This window comes from Holdemania sp. 1001095H_141210_F2 (assembly GCF_015558105.1).
GTDB lineage: Bacteria > Bacillota_I > Bacilli_A > Erysipelotrichales > Erysipelotrichaceae > Holdemania.
Map to the genome: position 1 here is coordinate 1 of NZ_JADNPO010000009.1, position 20026 is coordinate 20026.

21 protein-coding genes are annotated in these 20026 nt (G+C 52.8%); 4 read left to right on the top strand and 17 right to left on the bottom strand.

Annotated elements, in window-relative coordinates:
- Positions 1–137: 137 nt before the first annotated feature.
- From I2G61_RS07430 to I2G61_RS07460, 7 genes are all read right to left on the bottom strand, one after another.
- Positions 138–1766 carry a DAK2 domain-containing protein gene (locus I2G61_RS07430; RefSeq protein ID WP_072683309.1) on the bottom strand — a complete coding sequence of 543 codons (1629 nt, stop codon included), beginning with the start codon at positions 1764–1766 and terminating at the stop codon, positions 138–140.
- 12 nt (positions 1767–1778) lie between these two features.
- A complete protein-coding gene (locus I2G61_RS07435) occupies positions 1779–2138 on the bottom strand; it encodes an Asp23/Gls24 family envelope stress response protein (protein WP_072683310.1) in 360 nt (119 codons plus the stop codon).
- A gap of 56 nt (positions 2139–2194) precedes the next feature.
- Complete coding sequence (locus I2G61_RS07440; RefSeq protein ID WP_072683311.1) at positions 2195–3055, bottom strand: cell division protein FtsQ/DivIB; 861 nt, start codon at positions 3053–3055, stop codon at positions 2195–2197.
- Complete coding sequence (gene murB, locus I2G61_RS07445; protein WP_072683312.1) at positions 3052–3948, bottom strand: UDP-N-acetylmuramate dehydrogenase; 897 nt, start codon at positions 3946–3948, stop codon at positions 3052–3054. The genes I2G61_RS07440 and murB overlap by 4 nt, the downstream gene beginning before the upstream one ends.
- Before the next feature lie 15 nt (positions 3949–3963).
- Entirely contained in the window at positions 3964–5037 is a 1074-nt protein-coding gene (gene murG / locus I2G61_RS07450; protein WP_006060555.1) for an undecaprenyldiphospho-muramoylpentapeptide beta-N-acetylglucosaminyltransferase, read from the bottom strand.
- Positions 5038–5120: 83 nt separating this feature from the next.
- Positions 5121–6200, bottom strand: coding sequence for a putative lipid II flippase FtsW (ftsW, locus tag I2G61_RS07455; protein WP_006060554.1), 1080 nt, complete (start codon positions 6198–6200; stop codon positions 5121–5123).
- Between the two features lie 58 nt (positions 6201–6258).
- Positions 6259–6486 carry a hypothetical protein gene (locus tag I2G61_RS07460; protein ID WP_006060553.1) on the bottom strand — a complete coding sequence of 76 codons (228 nt, stop codon included), beginning with the start codon at positions 6484–6486 and terminating at the stop codon, positions 6259–6261.
- Positions 6487–6614: 128 nt separating this feature from the next.
- Here I2G61_RS07460 and I2G61_RS07465 point away from each other — a divergent pair, with 128 nt between their 5' ends.
- Positions 6615–7940 (top strand): patatin-like phospholipase family protein, encoded by a 1326-nt coding sequence (locus I2G61_RS07465; protein ID WP_072683313.1) that lies wholly within the window; start codon positions 6615–6617, stop codon positions 7938–7940.
- Positions 7941–8121: 181 nt separating this feature from the next.
- Here I2G61_RS07465 and I2G61_RS07470 read toward each other — a convergent pair whose 3' ends face one another.
- The 8 genes from I2G61_RS07470 to I2G61_RS07505 all read right to left on the bottom strand — a co-directional run bounded on the left by I2G61_RS07470 (position 8122) and on the right by I2G61_RS07505 (position 15611).
- Positions 8122–8640: a GNAT family N-acetyltransferase gene (locus I2G61_RS07470; RefSeq protein WP_195548095.1), complete on the bottom strand. Its 519-nt coding sequence runs from the start codon at positions 8638–8640 to the stop codon at positions 8122–8124.
- Between the two features lie 127 nt (positions 8641–8767).
- Positions 8768–9277, bottom strand: a complete 510-nt coding sequence (locus I2G61_RS07475; RefSeq protein ID WP_072683315.1) for an AAA family ATPase — start codon at positions 9275–9277, stop codon at positions 8768–8770.
- 15 nt (positions 9278–9292) lie between these two features.
- On the bottom strand, positions 9293–9832 hold the full coding sequence (locus I2G61_RS07480; RefSeq protein WP_072683316.1) for a histidine phosphatase family protein: 540 nt from the start codon (positions 9830–9832) through the stop codon (positions 9293–9295).
- Positions 9829–10488 (bottom strand): HAD family phosphatase, encoded by a 660-nt coding sequence (locus I2G61_RS07485; protein ID WP_072683317.1) that lies wholly within the window; start codon positions 10486–10488, stop codon positions 9829–9831. The genes I2G61_RS07480 and I2G61_RS07485 overlap by 4 nt, the downstream gene beginning before the upstream one ends.
- A 39-nt stretch (positions 10489–10527) precedes the next feature.
- Positions 10528–11154, bottom strand: coding sequence for a class I SAM-dependent methyltransferase (locus tag I2G61_RS07490; RefSeq protein ID WP_072683318.1), 627 nt, complete (start codon positions 11152–11154; stop codon positions 10528–10530).
- Between the two features lie 45 nt (positions 11155–11199).
- Positions 11200–12699 carry a glycerol kinase GlpK gene (gene glpK, locus I2G61_RS07495; protein ID WP_072683319.1) on the bottom strand — a complete coding sequence of 500 codons (1500 nt, stop codon included), beginning with the start codon at positions 12697–12699 and terminating at the stop codon, positions 11200–11202.
- Positions 12700–12841: 142 nt separating this feature from the next.
- On the bottom strand, positions 12842–13456 hold the full coding sequence (locus I2G61_RS07500; protein WP_006060538.1) for a LexA family transcriptional regulator: 615 nt from the start codon (positions 13454–13456) through the stop codon (positions 12842–12844).
- A 256-nt stretch (positions 13457–13712) separates the two neighbouring features.
- Positions 13713–15611 (bottom strand): FAD-binding protein, encoded by a 1899-nt coding sequence (locus I2G61_RS07505; protein ID WP_195548096.1) that lies wholly within the window; start codon positions 15609–15611, stop codon positions 13713–13715.
- A 255-nt stretch (positions 15612–15866) separates the two neighbouring features.
- Here I2G61_RS07505 and I2G61_RS07510 point away from each other — a divergent pair, with 255 nt between their 5' ends.
- The 3 genes from I2G61_RS07510 to I2G61_RS07520 all read left to right on the top strand — a co-directional run bounded on the left by I2G61_RS07510 (position 15867) and on the right by I2G61_RS07520 (position 18064).
- Entirely contained in the window at positions 15867–17063 is a 1197-nt protein-coding gene (locus I2G61_RS07510) for a CdaR family transcriptional regulator (protein ID WP_083538411.1), read from the top strand.
- Between the two features lie 178 nt (positions 17064–17241).
- Positions 17242–17475: a hypothetical protein gene (locus I2G61_RS07515; RefSeq protein ID WP_006060537.1), complete on the top strand. Its 234-nt coding sequence runs from the start codon at positions 17242–17244 to the stop codon at positions 17473–17475.
- 10 nt (positions 17476–17485) lie between these two features.
- Complete coding sequence (locus I2G61_RS07520; RefSeq protein WP_072683321.1) at positions 17486–18064, top strand: SOS response-associated peptidase family protein; 579 nt, start codon at positions 17486–17488, stop codon at positions 18062–18064.
- 313 nt (positions 18065–18377) lie between these two features.
- On the opposite strand, the gene ruvB is transcribed toward I2G61_RS07520, so the two are convergent.
- Together ruvB and ruvA are read right to left on the bottom strand one after the other, a co-directional pair.
- Positions 18378–19388: a Holliday junction branch migration DNA helicase RuvB gene (ruvB, locus tag I2G61_RS07525; RefSeq protein ID WP_072683322.1), complete on the bottom strand. Its 1011-nt coding sequence runs from the start codon at positions 19386–19388 to the stop codon at positions 18378–18380.
- Between the two features lie 3 nt (positions 19389–19391).
- Positions 19392–19973, bottom strand: a complete 582-nt coding sequence (ruvA, locus tag I2G61_RS07530) for a Holliday junction branch migration protein RuvA (protein WP_072683323.1) — start codon at positions 19971–19973, stop codon at positions 19392–19394.
- Positions 19974–20026 lie beyond the last annotated feature (53 nt).

The following is a 20026-nucleotide window of genomic DNA, read 5'->3' on the forward strand; positions in this document are numbered from 1 at the left end:
CTGCGTCTTTCTTGTTTCGGTTTTTCTCTCACCAACACTATTTTTGAAAGAGCCAGATTTTCCGCATTCCGTCGATTTTCTGTTTCTGTCAAGTTCAAACTTCAGACTTGCAATATTTACAACGTTGTCCCTTTGACTTATTCGACACCAAAGATAAACGAGTAGACAGGCTGACCTCCGGCCTGGATATCCGTTTCCACGCCGAACTGATCTTCGATGTACCGGGCGATCTGGGACGTTTCTTCCTCGCTGGCGTCTTCACCCGCAAGCACCGTCACGATCTCCGAATCCCCGTCGATCAGGCTGTCCAGTAACCGCAGGCACGCATCCATTTTATTCGGCGTTGAAATCACGATCGACTTCTCGGCGATGCCCATGTAATCCCCGGCTACGATCTCCATGCCGTCGAAGGTTGTATCCTTGATCGCATAGGTGATCTGCCCCGTTTTGACATGCTGCAGCGCGGCTGTCATTTCCGCTTCGTTTTCTTCCGCGGAGACTTCCGGATTGAACATGATGCAGGCGGATAAGCCCTGTGGGATCGATTTTGTCTGCAGAACCCGGATATCCTGGTCTTCCATCACTGCCGCGGCCTGCTGCGCCGCCAGGATGATGTTGGAGTTATTCGGCAGGATGAAGATATGCTTCGCCTTGACCTTCTTGATCGCCGCGACAAAATCCTCAGTCGACGGATTCATCGTCTGCCCGCCGGAAATCACGACGTCGACGCGGTATTCCTCAAACAGCTTCTTCAAGCCGTCCCCGGCCGCAACCGCAATCAGAGCGTAATCTTTTTCTTCCACCGGGGCTTCCGCTTTTTCCGGCAGCGATTCGTTCATGATCGTGTTGTGCTGTTCCTGCATGTTTTCAATTTTCAGTTTGACGAATTCGCCATAGCGCTGCGCATAGTTCAGCGCGTCGCCCGGGGTCAGGGTATGCACGTGCACCTTGACCAGATCGTCATCCTGAACGACGACGATCGATTCGCCCAAGCGAGCCAGCGCCTTCTTCATCTTCTCTTCGGTGAATGTGACCTGTCCCTGCTCGCTTAAACGCAGAATAAATTCCGTGCAGTAGCCGAATTCTTCATTTTCCAGCTCCATCGCCGCTTTAGCGGTGGTGCTTTCCTTTTCTTCCATGACGAACGGATGACCATCCATCGCCGCTTTAAAGCCTTCTAAAATAACGACCAATCCGGTTCCGCCGCTGTCGACGACGCCGACTTCCTTTAATACCGGAAGCAGTTCCGGCGTATTGGCCAGTGAAATCCGCGATTCGTCGAGAATGCAGTTAAACACATCGTCGATCGTCGCTTCCGGATGTTCCTTCATGTATTGCTCGCCGGCCGCGCTGGCTTCGCGGACAACCGTTAAAATTGTCCCTTCCACCGGGCGCATAACCGCCTTGTAGGCAACCTTGCTGCCATTGACGAACGCCGCCGCCAAATCCGCCGGAGTCAGCTCGCTCTTGCCTTCAATCGACTGGTAAAAACCTCTGAAAATCTGCGACAGAATGACGCCGGAATTTCCCCGTGCTCCCATCAACAGCCCCTTCGACAAGGTCTTCGCCAACAAGCTGAGATCCTCAGTGCACGCCTGCATCGCTTCCTTCACGCCCGAGGTGAACGTCATCGACATGTTCGTGCCGGTGTCGCCGTCCGGGACTGGGAAAACATTCAGCGCGTCAATCGCGTCGTGGCGGTTGCTCAAATGAGCCGCTCCGCTGAGCAGCATCTCTTTAAAATCCGTTCCGTTAATTCTATTCATGATACCCTCCGATTAACCAATAACCCGGACACCCTGCACATAGACATTGACGGCCGCAAAATCCTGCTCCAGAGTTTTCTCAAGGACATACTTCACTTTCTTCTGTACTTCACTGACGACTTCGGACACTTTAACGCCGAAACCGATGACGATATATAGATCCAGTTCCATTCCCCTGTCGGTCTTTCTGACGACAACCCCGCGGGAATAGTTTTCTTTTTTCAATAATTCAGCCCAGCCATCCTTCACTAACTTCTGGGAAGCCATCCCGACGACGCCGTAGCATTCGCTGACGACACCTCCGGCCAACGTTGCGATCGCTTCCTGCGAGATGTTGATATTTCCGTAGCTGGTTACCCGTTCTATGGACATGAACGATTCCTCCTTCGCTTTATTTATTATATCAAACTATTTGTACTTTTCAAATTTTACTCGGTTTCTGCGCCGTTTGTGTCAGAATTTTCATCTGATTCTCCCTCTGCGGGCGCGTTGGGATCCGCTTCGCCCGGACACAGCTGGGTGTAGGCGGACTTGGACATTTCATCGACGTAGATGCACGAGTTCGGCTTGTTGAGATTGGAAACGATGCTGTTGTACTCGCTGAGCACGTCCATCGAATAGTAGCTGGAAAAAAACTGGTTGCCGTCATGCATGATCAGCCGGATCATGTTGGGATCGTAGGAAACCTCATATTGCTGGATCTCCGAAATCAACGAAATCATCGCTGCGGGCACATGGCGGAACGCCATCGCCAGATCGGCGCTCTGTTCCTCGCTTTGAAAGCCGACGATCAGCGGAATTCTTGCAATCAGGCCGGTCATCCGTTCATCCATCTTGACGACGGTTCCGTCCTTGAATAAAATTTCCGGTTCTTCGATGTAGCGGTAGCCGACCGGCTCCCGTTCTTCAATTTCAATCACGATCTGGTTGCCGCGCTCATGCCGCACTGAAGCCGAGACGATCAGCGGGTACTGCTGCAGGGCATTTTTCACCTGCGGTGCAAATACCGTCAGCCAGCGCGACTGAGCTGTGATTCCCGCCAGTTCCAGCACATCGGCACGGCTTAGACTGACGTTGCCTTTAACGCTGACGGTTTTGATTAACGAAGCGTCGCTTGAATAATACGCCAGTCCCATCACGATCAGCGCGCAGACTAACGACGCCTTGAACAGCCGGCGTTTCTGATGGCGGAAGTTTTTTTGTTCGGCCTGACGCCGCCGTTGTTCGATCAACAGATCTACCGAGTTTTTGTTTTCGTCCGGTTTGACCGGCGATGGTTTGCGGATCACCAGTTAAACTTCTCCACTTCCAGAATCAGTTCCTCACCATAATGACGGCGCACCTGTTCCTGAATTTCCTCGACCAGTTCAATAAAATCCCGGGCCTTTCCCTGTTGATCGTTGACGATGAAATTGACGTGCTTCTCGCTGACGGAAACCCCGCCGACACGGCGGCCGCGGTAGCCCAGCTCGTCGATCATCTGCCAAGCCTGGCGATCCTTGGGATTGCGGAACACGCTGCCGGCGCTCGGCTTATCCAACGGCTGCGATTCCATCCGCCGCTGACGCCGGCGGTCCATCAGATCGCGGATCTCCGTCTGATCCTGTTTTGTCAAATGAAACCGGACGGCCAGAATCACCCAGTCGGGATGACTTTGGAAAATCGAAGTCCGATAGCCAAAGCCGCACTCAGCCGGACTTAACCATTCGCAGCGTCCTTGCCGCAGCACGAACACCTCGCTGACGACCTCAGCCATGCAGCTCTTGTACGCGCCGGCATTCATAAATGTCGCGCCCCCGACCGTGCCGGGAATGCCGCTGGCAAATTCCAGTCCGGACAGCGAATGCTTCATCGCTTCATACGACAAAGCGATAATCGAACAGCCGGCCTCCGCCACTACCGTCTGGCCGTCGAAATAAAAGTCGCCGTGATAGCGGTCAAGCTTGAGTATCACGCCTTCGTAATCGTTGTCGGAGCATAACAGATTGCTCCCCTTGCCGAAGATTTTATACGGAATCCCCTGCTTGGCTAACAGCCGCAGCACCTGCGTCAGCGCCAGCATTGTCTTGGGATAGACGACCGCGCGGGCATTGCCGCCGATGCGCAGTGTCGTCAGCGTCGACATCGGAACATTTTCCGTCACATCGCCATAGCACCGCAGTCTTTCCAAGCTGTTTCTCATTGTTAAAATCACCTTTTATCCTTGTTGGATCCAGTTGTATATCTGTTCGCTGGCATCCGGATGTCCCAGCCGCTTCGCAGCCGTCCGCATGCTTTCCAAACGGATCGGATCAAAAACAACACTCTCTATTTTTGCGGTTATTTCCCCTTCTGTCAAGTCTTTTTCTTCGATCATGAGCGCCGCCCCCGCGCTCTGCAGCGCTTTCGCGTTGAGCACCTGATGGTTGTTGGGAACGTAAGGGCTGGGAATGATGATCGCCGGCAGCCCTAAAACCGTGATCTCCGCGGCCGTTGTCGCTCCCCCGCGCACCACCGCCAGATCGGCGTTGACCATGACCTTGACCCCGTCGATATACGGGACTACCTTGATATTGGCACATTCCAGATGCTGCGCGCGGACTTCCTCATAAGCCGCCCGGCCGGTAACATACAATACCTGATAAGATTGGCCGGCCATCTGCTTCAGCGCCTTGACCATGACGGCATTGACGCTTTCCGAGCCCAGCGAGCCCATCACAACAACGACTAACGGCCTGGCCGGATCCAGACCCAGCTGCCGCACCACGTTGGGATCGCGCTGCGCCCGGGCCGCCACACTGGCCCGCGGATTGCCGAGGATCCGGGTTTTCTGCGGCGGAAACTGGTCTAAGTTTTCAGGATAGCAGCCGACGATCTGATCGGCATATTTCGCCAGAAAGCGGTTCGCTTTGCCGGCATAGGAATTTTGTTCGTGAAGCATCGTCGGCACATGCGCGAAGTGCGCGGCCAGAATCACCGGCGCGCTGATATAGTTGCCAAAGCCGATCGCGTAATCCGGACGGAACTGCCGCACAATCTTCCGGCAGGCGAAATACGCCTGAGCCAGCTGCATGACGGCCTGAACCTTCGCCAGGGCGGAACCGTTCAGCCCTTTGGCCTTAATCGCTTCAAACGCATAGCCGGCCTTGGGAATCTCCGTCGACTCCATCCGTTCCGCCGTGCCGACAAACAGGATTTCCGTTTGCGGATCTTTTTCCTTCATGGCGTCGGCCAGCGCCAGCGCCGGATAGATATGACCGCCGGTGCCGCCGGTCGCAATTAATACGCGCATTGCGTTTCACTCCTTTTTCATTTGCTTTTTTGCCTGCCTTATTATAGCATACATCGTCCGCCGCGCCCACCCGCATCTTGCCTTTAGGCCTTGGCGATACTCATTAAGATGCCCAGCGAGGCCATGATCATCACTAACGAGCTGCCGCCGTAGGACATCAAGGGCAGCGTAATCCCGGTGACCGGAAACAAACCGACGACGACGCCGAGATTGATCATGACCTGAATCGCGAACAAACTGACGATGCCGACCGCGACATAGCACAGAAACGGATCGTGAGCGTTCTTGGCGATCCGGACACCCTCCAGGATGATCAGCAGATAAATAATAATGATCAGCGAAGCGCCGATCCAGCCCAACTCCTCCGCTGTGATCGCGAAGATGAAATCGGTCTGCGGTTCCGGCAGATAAAAGTGCTTCTGCATCGACCGGTTCAGTCCGGCTCCCAGCAAGCCGCCCGGGGCGATCGCAAACAGCGACTGGATAATCTGGAAGCCGCTGCCTAACGGATCCTGCCACGGATCAAGAAAGGAAACGATCCGCGCCATCCGGTACGGGGCTGCCAGAATCAAGCCGGTCAAGCCTGCCGCGCCCAGCAGTCCCAGACGGATAAAATACTTAAACGGCGCGTCCGCCGCCAGCACGATCACAACGATGCTGCAGACCATGACCAATCCGCTGCCGAAATCCGGCTGCAGAAGAATCAATCCGAAACCCAGCATGGTTAAAAACAGCGGCACTAACAAATCCCGGCGCAGACTTTTAATCCGGTCTTTGGAAGCCAGATAATCCGACACCGAGAGAATCAGCGCCAGCTTGAAAAACTCCGAGGGCTGGATCAAAAAGCTGCCGACGCCGAACCAGCTGCGCGAGCCGTTGCGCTGCACGCCCAGTCCCGGAATCAGCACCAGCGCCAGCGCGATATAACAGCCGATCAGAATCGGCTTCTGTTTTTCCCGCAGCTTTTGAATATTCAGCCGGCTGGTCAAATTCATCGCGACTAAGCCCAGCCCGGCAAACAGCGCCTGACGCTGGACAAAATACCAGGGGTTGTGATATTTGAACTCCGCCCAGTACACCGAGCTGGAGGCGATCATGATCAACCCGGCGGCCACCAGCGTCAGCACTTCGATCAAAAGCAGCCTGTTTTTTCGATGGAACATAAAAAAGTCTCACCTCCCATACAGCGTATGCGCAGAGAAAGTGAAACTTGATGTCAAATCAGGAAGCGGGCGTCAGCCGGCGGGAAATCCGGTTGCCGAAAATCCAGGTCAGCTGCGGATTGGGAAACAGGAGGAACAGACCCAGGACGACCCATTCGACCCCAATCCAGCCTGAGGGCAGGCACAGTTCCAGCACCGGCGGCACGATCTGGCATTCCGCCCAGAACAGGCCGATATAAATCGCCATGCAGCTGACAAAATAAATCGCATGATGAATCAGCTTCATCGTCCTTCACCTCTTTCTTTTCATTTTCCGTTTTCGTTTCCGCCAAAAACGTTTTCAGCGTATCGAAACCTGCGCCGTTATTATATAATACATAAAGATAGAAAACAATCGAACGGGAGGAACAGATCATGAAAACGGCATGGGTATTGTGCGGCGGCGGTTCGCGGGGCGCCTATGAAATCGGAGTGTGGCAGGCGTTAAGCGCGGCCGGCCTGGCCCCGGACATCGTGACGGGAACTTCGATCGGCGCGTTAAACGGCGCGTTGATCGTCCAGCAGGATTATGCGGCGGCGCTGGATCTGTGGGCGAATCTCAGGATTGAAGACGTGATGCAGGATGGTTTTGATTTAGAGCTCAGCGCGATCATGGAAAACAAACAGAAAATCGCCCCTTTCCTAAAAAAATACATCAACACCAAAGGGGCGGACAACACGCCGTTAAAAGAAATGATCGCCCGGCTGGTCGACGAAGAGAAGCTGCGCCGCTCGCCGATTGATTTCGGACTGGTCACCGTGCGTTATCCTTCGCTTCAGGCGGTGGAGCTGACGAAAGCGCAGATTCCCGAAGGCCGGATCAAGGATTATCTGATCGCGACTGCTTCGTGTTTTCCGGCCTTTCCGGTTTACGAGTTCGACGGGCAGCAGTATATCGACGGCGGATATCAGGACAACCTGCCGATCGCACTGGCGCTGAGGATGGGTGCGGACCGGGTGATCGCCGTGAATCTGCATTATCAAAGTCCGATCCATCCGACGCTGGAAAAGCTGCCGCAGGTCGCCGTGATTTCCCCTTCCCGCGAGCTGGGTTCGTTCCTTTCGTTTGATCCGGAGCTTTTAAAGCGCAACCGCGAGCTGGGGCTGCTGGACGCGAAGAAATTTCTCGGTCAGCTGATCGGAGAGCGTTTCGTCTTTTCTCCGCTGAACGCTTCGCTGCGTGCTCTGGCAGAGCGGATGCTGCGCGAGCTGACCTTATTCCAATGTCAGCTGGACGATTCCGATCATCCGTTCATCGACACGCTGTGGCCGCAGAACGTGCTGCTGGACAGAGTGCTGAAAATCAAGGGCGACACCGCAGAAACGGTGTTGGTGCGGATGATGGAAAACGGCGCGGAATTCATGAAAAAAGATCCCCAGGTCATTCTCGATCCGCAGGCTTTCCTGATCGAGCTGGCCGGCTATTTCAACGCCGGATCGCCAGCCTTGGAAACCGAACGCTCGCTGTATCAGAGCCTGCTGCAGCAGACCACGAAACAATCGTTATTGACGCTGATCGGCAAAGCGGACCGGATTACGCTGTGCCGCAGTTTGTGCGATCAGATGCTTCATCAACAGACCGCACTGCTTCAGCAGCTGCACTGGCTTGCCCCGATGATGCCGCAGGAAGTGCTCATCAGCTGGTTCGCGGCGTTTCTCGTGCGGGAATTCAGACTCGATCCTATCTGCCAAGAGGCCTGACATCCAACATAGCTCTGGCCGGCGTTAAATCTTAACCGTTCGGAAAGCGAATTGCTTATTCTTACAGAACGGAAACTTTCCGTTTCATCGCGATATCACAATCTATTGAAAAAGTCTGACAGCCGGAATGATTCCGGATTCTGCCAGACTTCTTTTTTATCTTACCAAGCTTGTTTTTTCGTCAGCCGTTGCGCTCCGGCAGCGGGATCCGGGTATAAAATTCCACCTCGTCCTCATGATCGATCCGCGCCTGATTTTTAAGCTGAACCCGCAGCGAAGCCGGATTGTCTTTATGGCAGGACAGATAGACCTCCTCCTCCCGGATCAGCTTCGCGGCTTCCTTGACCGCCAGCGCCAAGCCGCGCGTCGCATAGCCTTGCCCCCGATAAGCAGGATGGATGCCATAGCCAACATGGCCCGCACCCTGCGCCAAGGCCTCGGTGAGGTAATGCCGGATCCGGAACAAACCGACCATCTGGTCGTCATCCCACAGAAAGAACCAGGTTTCCGGCACGTGATTTTCCTTCAGCATTTTTCCTTCGGCGTGTGCCAGAATCCGCGGCAGCTCCTGCGTTAAAAACTGATCTTTCGGACAGCCGCGGTAAGGATTCATAAAGCCGTTTTCGTCCGGAGCGAAGGCTTGCAGAAAGGCGTACGCTTGTTCGCCGTCCGCCGCCGTGAAGCGTTTTAATTGAAGCATTTTGATCACCTCGTCAAAACGTGCCGCCGTTTCTGACGGCCCGCATTTTCACTTTCTTTTTTGTTCATCGTTATTCTTCTCTTTTGCACTCGTAATCCGGGTATTCTATTTGCGCTTCGCTCTCTTTTCACGATTTGGAAACGCGCTCAACCTGTCCCAGCCAGTCCTCTGCCTGACGGTGCGAGCGCAACCGGATGATGGTCAGATCAGGAAATTCACGCTGCAGCGCGCTCAGATCCTCGCGTTTGAATTTTAAGATGTACCCCACAAACTCCCAATCCAGCTTCTCCGCGCAGCCCGGCGTCATATCAGGCCGGGATTGGCCGCGGTAGCGCCGCAGCCGTTTAAAATAGCCCAGCAAACTGCGCCATTTGGGCAGATCGTAAACGACCAGGGTATCCGCGAAGCCTAACCTTAACGGCAGCGTGCGGGCAAAGTTCCCGTCCATGATCCAGCGGCTTTGCTTGAGTGCTTCCGCCAACAGCTCGTCAAATTCCGCAGCTGTGCGCTGAACCCAGTTTTCCTTCCAGAACAGCTGATCCAGATGCACTGCCGGAATGCCTGTTTGCGACGCGAGGCGCGCTGCCAGCGTACTCTTGCCGCTGCCGGGACAACCGATAATACAAATCCGTTCCATTGTTTCCCCCCTGTCCTAATCCCGGCATGCCGGCGACCACTCCGCCTCAAAGATCCCGCCGTTGGAGATTGTTTTTTCCGCGCCAAAGGCTTGCATCAACAACCCGTGACAGACGACGATCAGGCAGTCATAGCCGGCATACCGCGCTAACGCCCGTTCCGCGCGCGTGCGCATCTGTTCCCACGTCTCCCAGGCCTGTTTTCTTTCCGGACCGGCGACGCCGTTCATCGCGTCAAATTCCGCCCGGGCCCGCTCAACCGTTTCCACGTCGGTATGCGAATACGTGAGATCCGGCAGCCACTCGTGCAGCCCCACTTCTACACGCAGTTCCAGATCCAGCCGGTGCGAGAGGACCGCCGCCGTCTGCAATGCCCGCGTAAACGGCGAAGCGACGATCAGCTGGCCTTGCTTCAGCCGCGGATCCCGCGCCGTCTGTTCCGCCTGCGAACGTCCCAGCGCGTCCAACGGCGCCAGGTCGTTGCCAAAGCCCGGATAACCCAGCGCTTTCGGTTCGGTATAATCCGGATGACCGTGCCTGACAAAAAAGATTTTCATAAGGTTTGCCCGCCGATCAAAAATCCTTTATCCGTGATGACAATCTGTTCCAGCTGATCGACCCGCATGTCCGCCTTCGACAAGTCCTGACCAAAGTACGGATCATCCAGTCCGATCACCGTCATGCCTGCCCGTTTCCCCGCCGTCACGCCGTTCAACGAATCCTCGATCACGACACATTCCGCCGGTATGCAGCCCAGCTGCTTCGCGCATTGCAGAAAGATCGCCGGATCCGGCTTGCTGACGGGCAGATCGCAGCCGCTGACGACTAAATCAAACTGTCCCTCAAGTTTACAATCGCATAAAACCGTCTGGATATTGTCCATCGGCGAGCTTGAAGCCAGCGCGGTCAAAATCCCGCAGCGGCGGCATTGATCGATCAGCGTCTGGACGTAGGGACGGTAAATTTTTTCATAATTGACGCGCACGTCCTTGCAGAACGCGCGGTATTTGTGGAACGTGGCGGCGATATCCAGCTCCGGATTCCAGCGGGCGATCATGCCCCAGTTCACATCGTCCGTGCAGCCCAGGCACTGGCGCAGCGCGATTCGGTCCGTCTTAATGCCGTTGTCCGCAAACCATTGCTGATCTGCCTGCTCATACACTTTTTCACTGTCGATAATGACGCCGTCCATATCGAAGATTAATGCTTTCATTGCTTATCCCCCTGTTTTCTTTTATTTTACCCGCCGGCTTCAGTCAGCGCCAAAGCTCATCAGCGCCGCGCAGAACGAACAGCGCTGCCACTGCAGCTGTTGTGCGAAGACGGGTTTTAGCTGTTCCCGGGTCAGATAGATTTCGTCTGCGTCCCATCGCTTTCCCGCCTGATCGCGGCATGCGTACAGCGCCGCGGCGTTGTCAAACGCGACGTCGCCGATCAGCACCCTTCCGCCGGGCTTGAGATGGCCGAGCATTTCCTGAATCCAGGCGATTTGTCCGGCCACGCTGAGATGATGCAGCGCATACGTGGACACGATAAAATCAAACTGTTTTTCCGCCAGCACTGCCGGCCAGCCGTCATTAAAATCATGCACGAACAATTCTGCCTGCGGCAGTTGGCGCCGGACAGTTTCAACCATTGCCAAAGCAAAATCAAAACCGGTGATCTGAGCGCCCCGCTCAGCCAGCCGCCGGGTCAGAACACCGGTGCCAAAGCCCGCGTCCAGCACCTCCGGCTGCGGCTTTGCGGCAACGATCATTTCAATCGCCTGCAGCACGGCATCGTAGCCGGCAAATGGATACTGGCTGTCAGCCTGAGTTTGAGCGACGGTTTGATCATACTGTGCCGCCCATCGATTAAAGCCTTCTTTATCTAATACCATGAATGAGTCCAATTCTCCTGTTCTTTGTTTATTTCCGGATTCCCTTTAAGCCTCAGGATGATATTGGCAGCAGCATGCCACGGCCTGCTGCCAGCGGCGGTAATCTTCGTCCGCCTGGCCCTGTTCTATCTGCGGCTCAAACCGGCGGTCGAGCTGCAGCCCGGCCAGCGCCTCCTGCCGGTCTTTCCAGAAACCGACGGCCAGTCCGGCTAACAGAGCCGCGCCCAGCGCTGTCGTTTCATTGATTTTCCCCCGTTCCACCGGTGTCTGAAGCAGATCGCTCTGAAACTGCATCAGATAATTATTGCGCACGGCGCCGCCGTCAACCTTCAATGTTTTTAAGCGGATGCCGGAATCCTTCTGCATCGCTTCCAATACGTCGCGGGTCTGGAATGCCAGCGATTCCAGCGTTGCCCGCGCTAAATGAGCCTGCGTTGTGCCGCGGGTCAGGCCAAAGATCGCCCCGCGGGCTTTATCATCCCAATACGGCGCGCCCAATCCGACAAATGCCGGAACGACGATCACGCCTTCACTGCTGGATACCGAGGTCGCCAGCGCTTCGCTCTCCGGTGCGGTGCGGATCATTTTCAAGCCGTCCCGCAGCCATTGGATTGCGCTGCCGGCGACGAAAATACTGCCTTCCAGCGCGTAATTCACCTTGCCGTCCACCCCCCAGGCCAACGTCGTCACCAAGCCATGACGGGAAACGACCGGCTTCTCACCGGTGTTCATCAACAGGAAGCATCCGGTGCCGTAGGTGTTTTTTGCCATACCTTCCTCAAAGCAGCCCTGGCCGAACAAGGCCGCCTGCTGATCGCCTGCGACCCCGGCAATCGGGACTTCCCGGTTGAAAAAATGCACCGGCGCCGTCGTCGCGACAATCTGACTGGACGGCTGAACCTGCGGAAGCATGCTTGCGGGGATATCCAGCTTTGCCAGGATCTCCGCATCCCACTTCAAATCGAAGATATTATACATCATCGTCCGCGAAGCGTTGGAGTAATCCGTGCTGTGACAGCGTCCTTCACTGAGCTTCCACACCAGCCACGTATCGATCGTCCCCATCAACAGCTCGCCGTTTTCTGCCCGCTTCCGCGCGCCCGGGACATGATCAAGAATCCATTTGACTTTCGTCGCTGAGAAATACGGATCGATGACCAGTCCGGTCTTCCCGCGAATCCAGTCTTCCAGCCCTTCTTTCTTCAGCTGGTCGCAGAGCTTGTCCGTCTGCCGCGACTGCCACACGATCGCGTGATAGATCGGCAGACCGGTCGTTTTATCCCAGACGACTGTCGTTTCGCGCTGGTTGGTAATCCCGATCCCCGTTACCTGCACGGGGTCGATGCCGCTGGCCATCACAACTTCCGCCATCACGGCCAGCACGCTCAGCCAGATCTCCGTTGCGTCATGCTCAACCCAGCCGGGCTTGGGGAAATACTGTGTAAATTCCTTCTGTGCCTGTGCGCGGATCTGACATTGCTGATCAAATAAAATCGCCCGGGTGCTGGTCGTTCCCTGGTCGATCGCCATAATATATTTTTCCATGCTTCCACCTTCATTTCTTGTATAAGTTTACCTTGAAACCGCTGTCATTGCAACAAAACCCAAACGAAAAGACCGTTCAGTTTTCAATACAAACCCGTTCACGGTCTTTCCTTTTTCTTTCAGATTATCCCCGCTTTTGATGTTAATAGCGGATCTTGTTGTGAACCAGCCGGCCCAGTATCTGCACGCGGCGGTCCATGACGTCTTTTAACGGCACGACGATCGGTTCGTAAGCGTCGTTCTCCGGCTGCAGGATCATATCGCCGTCTTTATAGAACACACGTTTAAGCGTTACTTCGTCGTTTTCCAGCAAGACGACGGCGATCTGCCCGTTATCCACGGAATTCTGACGATGGATATACACGCGGTCGCCTTCCTCAATCCGGGCGTTTTTCATCGAATCCCCGACGACATCGAGATAAAAATATTCGCCGCCCCGGGCTTCATCCGGGCTGACCCATTCATAATCCTCAACAATCTGTTCTGCCAGATGATCATAGCCCGCCTTGACGCTGCCCAGCACCGGTACCCGCACGCCCGACATTTCATCGCGTGTCAGATCCTGGTTGATCAGCCGTTCGATCGTCAGGTTAAAAAAGTCCGCCAGCTGCTGCAGGATGCTCATTTTCGGCATTGAGGTGCCGTCTTCCCATTTCTGAATCGTCGTAAATGATTTATAGCCGAATTTCTCCGCCAGGTCATTCTGTGTAATATGATACTTCTTTCTGAGATATCTCAGGTTTTCCTTAAAATACATCGGAATCACCACCCTGGCTTCATTGTAACGGAATCTTCCCGTTTTTTCAACGACTAATCGGAACTTTTTTCAAGTATTCCAGGTATATCCTTTAAATTTGTTCATGTTATCTGAAAATTATTCATGATCATTTAAGCAATGACCAACCCTGTCCCAGTAAAATCATCATTGAAACTTTCCAGAAAAAAGAAAGCGTGGTTCCATACTTTGTTTCGCCTAAGAACTTACGCTTTCCTGAATGATTATTCTAATTGATTTATTGAAGTTGGTTTAACGCGTTTTTAACGGCCTCTTTCAGCGCGTTACTGGTCACTGTTGCCTTGCTGACATGATCGATAGCGTCGATTTCCTCTGCTGACGCACAGCCAATAAACTGATCTGGTAATGTGGCGAACGCCGGATCGCTAATCCCTTGCGTTTCATTATTCTCCAGAATTCTGATTCTGGCGACCGCTCCGTTTTCAATTTTCACTGCAACGACAACATCGCCGCCCATCCCTGCGCCAACACCCAGCACTTCGTTTTCCTCCAGTTCATATTCACTCGTTTTTTCATCCGTTGTACCCTGGGTGTACGTGAGTTTTGATTCAACTGCCGGAGCCAGCGTATAACTTGGTAAAGCTTCTTTCACAGTTGCTGCATTTTCGCCTGCAATCCTTCCAAACACCAGACACTCCGACAAATTGGTCGCCCCTTGATAATTTTTTGCCGTCAAACCACCGAATTCACCTGCTGAATATAAATGAGGGATGGCATTACCGGCCGGATCCAGTACCTCGGCCCGGGCATTTCTACGCGCTCCTCCCTGCGTATTCAAAATTCGCGGGACAAGCCGCAGCGCATACCACGTCTTTCCTGCCAGTTCCCGCATCGTTTGGGGATCGCGTTCAAATTCAAGATCCTCACCTGCACTGGCAAAGCGGTTAAATTTTTTGATAGTCCGCGATAAGACTGCAGCTTCCATCTTTAATGCCGCCGCCAGTTCCAGAACGGATTCCGCAGCGATGATCTGCCCTTGAACGAAAGCTGGCCAGCTGAGGGTTTCATATTGATTCTGATCAAAAATTAACCAGGCGTTCTGCGGATGTCCTGGCATAACGTACTCACCGCCGCGCCGGATATGTCCATGTCTGGCTTCCGCTGTTTCATTAAAATAACGTCGACCATCTAAGCCTGTGATCAAAAAACTTCCGGCTGAAAATCCGGTAAGATCGATTCCTCGTTCACCCGCACCATAATCCGGTCCCAAACCGCCTAGGGTGTTGCTGCCTTCGAAACAGTTCATATGCCATAAATCCGCTCCGGCCTCCAAGCAAAGATGAATCCCATCCCCCTGATTATAAGTCGATCCAATGACATTATAGTGAGCATAGCCGATATAATCCTGAACGATTTTTGAATTATTCTCAAACCCGCCGCAGGCTAGAACAACACCGTTCGCCGCCCGAATATTCACCATTTTCCCATCCCGCTCAAATGTGACGCCGATGATCGTTTTCGTCTGAGGTTCCTGGATTAAATGAGCCGCCCGGGAATTGAACCAGATATCAATTTTATCTTTTTCTTCGACCACTTTTTGCCGCAGCAGTTTCCACAAAGCGGAATCTTTTGCACCGGCGTGAACGGTAAACGCGTTGATCGCCTCGCCGCCTTCCAATTCCGGGAATTCCGGAATTGCCCAAGCCACTGCCGGCACGCCTTTCCAATACATTACGTCCGCGCCGTAATCGGACGCCATCCGGTCACCCAGTGTCACCATATTCTCAGTATACACTTTAATGACCTCCTCGTCGTATTCCAATCCCCCGGCTAATTCATGGTAATATGTCTGTAACTTTTCCGGATTATCGCCGCAAACAATAAACTGTTGGGCATAACGGGTATTGCCGCCTTCATGACCTTTGGGCGCCGCATCGGCAATCAGGACGTTAGCACCACTGGCGGCCGCATAGTGCGCTGCCGTAGCGCCGGCTCCGCCAAAGCCGACAACGACCACATCATATTGTCCATCCCAGGCAATGGTTTCCGCGTAAGTATAGTCTCCAGCTGCAGAACTGGTTGACGTCTGGCATCCACCCAGCAGAGACATCCCGGCAAGCCCGAGCGCCCCGGCCGCTGCGTCTTTCAAAAAATCTCTTCGTGACAGTTTGTTCATTTTCTCCTCTTTGCATGATCTTTGATTCATGCTATCCTTTCTATGCTTACAGCATTTAATCTCTGCTGTTTTCGCAATTGTGATATAATTCATTTACATATTTATTATAGAAAAGAAGAAACGGTATGCCTATGTTGCGGCCACTAAACATTCGCTTCCATCTTTAATGCAAAATCACAAAATTGATGTGTCCTTGTGCGGTGTCACATTGAATCCTTATCGTAATTATCCGTTTAACTAAAAGGAGAAATAATTATGTCTTATCTATCCGTAAAAGCTGAGTCGATTCTCTTCCCGATGCTCTATGACAATACTGATTTACAAGTTCTTGTCGATACCGCATCGGAACTTCTAAATGCTCCCGTCAGGTTTTCCCCTGACAATCGAATTGAACTAGCAATCTGCTCCAAGAATTATCCAGAAGGTGAAATGATCCGGATTAAAAAGATGCTTTCCAAAGACAGCCATGGGTTTAATACGTTTATGGGGGTTCTCAGCAAACGCAAAGAAAATCTGATTCCATTTTATTCTCCGGCTACGGAAGATGATTATGCCCGAGTTTTTTCTAACGTTTATATTGGTGAACGCTATTTTGGCAATATTACAATTCCAGGAACAAACCAGGAATTAGAAAATATGGATATGGAGTTAGTTCAAACGATTGCCAGAATTATTGCAATTTCCTGTTCCATTGATGGTGTTTGGGGATACAATCTCAACGAACAAAATTTATTTAAAATGATTTTATGCGGGAAAATCAAAACTTTGATGGAATTATCGGTAATGGTTTCCGACAGCGAGAAATACCACGGTAAACAATATCGTCTGCTTGCCGCCAAAGGAAGAAAATCTGAAGAAAACGCTTTGATTACATCTGCTTTACTGCGAATTTTTCCTGACTCTCTAACCGCTGAAGAACAAGGAATCATTTATACGCTTGTTGACCTCACAGAAAAGGAAATCAGAACTTACCAGATCGAGAATCTAAAAGAATCAGCGAAGGTTCTGCAGGCTGACATTTTAATCGGCTGCCGTTTTTGCAACATCTTGAACTCCAACATACAGCGGAGCTATTTATGCTCTCATCCGATCTTTAAGAAACAACCTCGAGGCACTTTGTTCTATTTTGACGATCACCGGGAATATGCGTTATTTCTGCGCAGCAATCTTGAAACTGATGGTTACCTTGATTACTGTAATCCGGCGTTAATTGAAATGATTCGCTGGGATCAGCAGCAGAATTCTGAATATTATAAAACGTTAAAGCAATATATCAAAAATAATTTTGAAATTGGAAAAACAGCAGAAGCCTTAGCTACACATAAAAATACCATTCTTTACAGATTGAAAAAAATCGAAGAAAAATGGAATTTATCCTGCCGCGATGCTAATCAGCTATTTTCCATCCAACTGACGATGCGTTTGCTGAAATATTTTGAACAAGATGATTAACTATTATTCTTAATTCCTTGAGCTTGGGGCAATCCATGCAATTAAGATTCATGGCGTACTCAGCTTTAAATTCTTTTCAAATCCTGCATACCCAAAATTATCCTTTCCTTTTTCTAATATAAGCTTGAAATTGAATTATTTTCAAGTAAAATATAAGACAGAGAGGAGCGAGGATTTCATGGAAAAGCAGTATGTTCGGGTGAACGGCAACTGGGAAGACGACGGCAGTTTCATTCCCTTGTTTATTCTTTGGGAAAACGGGTTAAAATATAAGATAGAGAAAATTGTTCAGCGTTGTCCTGCGGCTTCCTTAAAAAGCGGCGGCGCGGGTCTGCGCTATACCTGCCTGTTTTCCCACGGGCAGCGGCGGTATCTGTACTTTTGTGAAAACCGCTGGTTTATCGAGAAATGAGGGTGAAACGATGTGCGGACGTTATTTATTCTTTGATCAGAACAACGCGCGGATCCGCTCGCTGCTGGCTTTGCTTGAGCGGCAGCTGGGCGACGAACCGCTATCGGAATTGAGTCTGGGCGAGGTTTTTCCATCGCAGCGGACGCCGGTTTGCCTGTTGTCTGAGCAGGGAGATGAACTGGTTCCGGCCGCCATGCGCTGGGGATTTACCCATCCGACGCAGAAACGGCTGGTGATCAACGCCCGCTCGGAAACCGCACCGCGCTCGCGGATGTTCGGCGAAAGCCTGCGTCAGCGCCGCTGCGTCATCTGCGCCAGCGGTTATTATGAATGGGAGAAGCCCAGCCGGAAAAAGATGTTGTTCACCCTTCCGGATCAGGCGATGCTGTGCATGGCCGGTTTCTACCGTCTGGAAGCGGATGGTCCGCACTTCGTCATTATGACCCGTCCGGCGCTGCCGGAACTCTCCGCCATCCACGACCGGATGCCGGTGGTGCTGAACGAGGAAGGCGCGCTGCGCTATTGTCAGGGCGAAGATCGGCTGCACTGTGCTTCCCGCCTGCAGGTCAGACCGGCGGATCGGATTTAACGGGGAGCAGCGCACTGTAAAATCATTGAAATTCATCTGGATCTTTGCAGACGGCAAACGCCGGAAGCGGGGATCCTTTTTTATTGGTCTCCTCGTCTGCTTTTTTGTATTCTCAACAAGACGAAAGAATTCAATTTCCGCAAACGCAGTCAGATTCTGCCTTGCGAAGATAGAGATCCCCGTTCGAAATCAATGAAAACAGAATAAGATTGAAGATCGGATCCAAACCGAAGCAGAATCCCATCAACAACAAAAGGACGCGGTCATTGCGTCCTTTTGTTCAACGAATCTTCTTTTCCCTTTGATTTTCTGCTTACAGATCGAACAGCTGATCGTGATAAGCAATCTTCAGATGCTCATAAGCCTTCGGCGTCGCGACCCGGCCGCGCGGCGTCCGGTTGATAAAGCCGATCTGAATCAGATATGGCTCATACACGTCTTCCAGCGTCATCGGTTCCTCAGAGATACTGGAAGCCAGCGCTTCCAAGCCGACCGGACCGCCGCGGAAACGTTCGATAATCCCCCGCAGATAGCGGATATCGACGTCGTCCAGGCCGAGCGAATCGACCCGCAGCCGATCCAACGCTGTCTGCGCGACGTCCAGACTGATCACGCCGTCGTTGAGCACTTGCGCAAAATCCCGCACACGGCGCAGCAGACGATTCGCAATTCGCGGCGTACCGCGGGAGCGCTTGGCGATTTCCCTGACCGCTTCCGGGGCCGCGGCCACATTGAGCACCCGCGACGTCCGCGAAACGATCTGCGAAAGCTGATCCTCGTCATAATATTCCAGCTTATTGACGATGCCGAAGCGATCGCGCAGCGGCGCTGTCAGATCGCCCGCCCGCGTCGTCGCGCCGACCAGCGTAAACGGCGGCAGATCCAGGCGGATCGAACGCACGCCGGAATCCTTGCCGACAACGATATCAATGCAGAAATCCTCCATTGCCGGATACAGCACTTCCTCGACCATCTTCGGCAGCCGGTGGATTTCATCGATAAACAACACGTCGCCCGGCTCCAGCGTCGACAAGATCGCCGCCAGATCGCCGCTGCGTTCAATGCTCGGGCCGCTGGCTGTGCGCACCTTGCCGCCCATTTCATTGGCCAGAATGTAGGCCAGCGTCGTCTTGCCCAATCCCGGAGGTCCGTACAACAGGACATGATCGAGCGTTTCATTGCGCTGCAGCGCCGCCTGGATAAAAACCTTCAGGTTTTCTTTCAGCTGGGTCTGACCGATATAATCCGTCAGCCGCTGCGGCCGCAGCGATGATTCGTCATCCCCCGCTTCCGGCAGTGCAGAAAGCAGCCGTTCCTCGTCCATCCCTTATCCCCCTCTTTTCCGCTGCAGCAGATGCTGCAGACCTAATTTCACATATTCGTCTGTCGTCTTATCCGGATGCTCGCGCATCATTTTCGATAACCCGCTCAATTCGCTTTGCTTGTAGCCCAATGCTTTGAGCGCTTCCAGCGCGTCTTCGATTGCCTGACTGGACTTGCCTTCAGCGGTTTCTTCGCGAACCAGCTTGCCCTTCAGATCCAAAATGATCTGCGATGCGGTTTTCGCACCGATGCCCGGCATCTTTTTTAACGCCGCAACATCGCCCTGCTCAATCATCTGCACCATCTGCTGATACGTCGCCGCCGCCAGCATATTCATCGCCGTCTTCGGGCCCAGACCCTTGACGGAAATCAGCTTGACGAACAGATCCTGTTCCTCCATCGACAAAAAGCCGAACAGACTGAACTCATCTTCGCGCACGTGCTGGTAGGTAAAGACTCGCACTTCCTGATTCAGCCGGACCGCTTCCGGACGGGAAAAGAACACTTTATATCCGATACCTTGGTTTTCGATTATGATCCAATCCAAACCCACGGCAAAAACCGTTCCTTTAATCATTGCTATCATGTTATCACCTGCCGTTTATTTTACCATAAAACAAGCGCAAACGAAACAGCCAA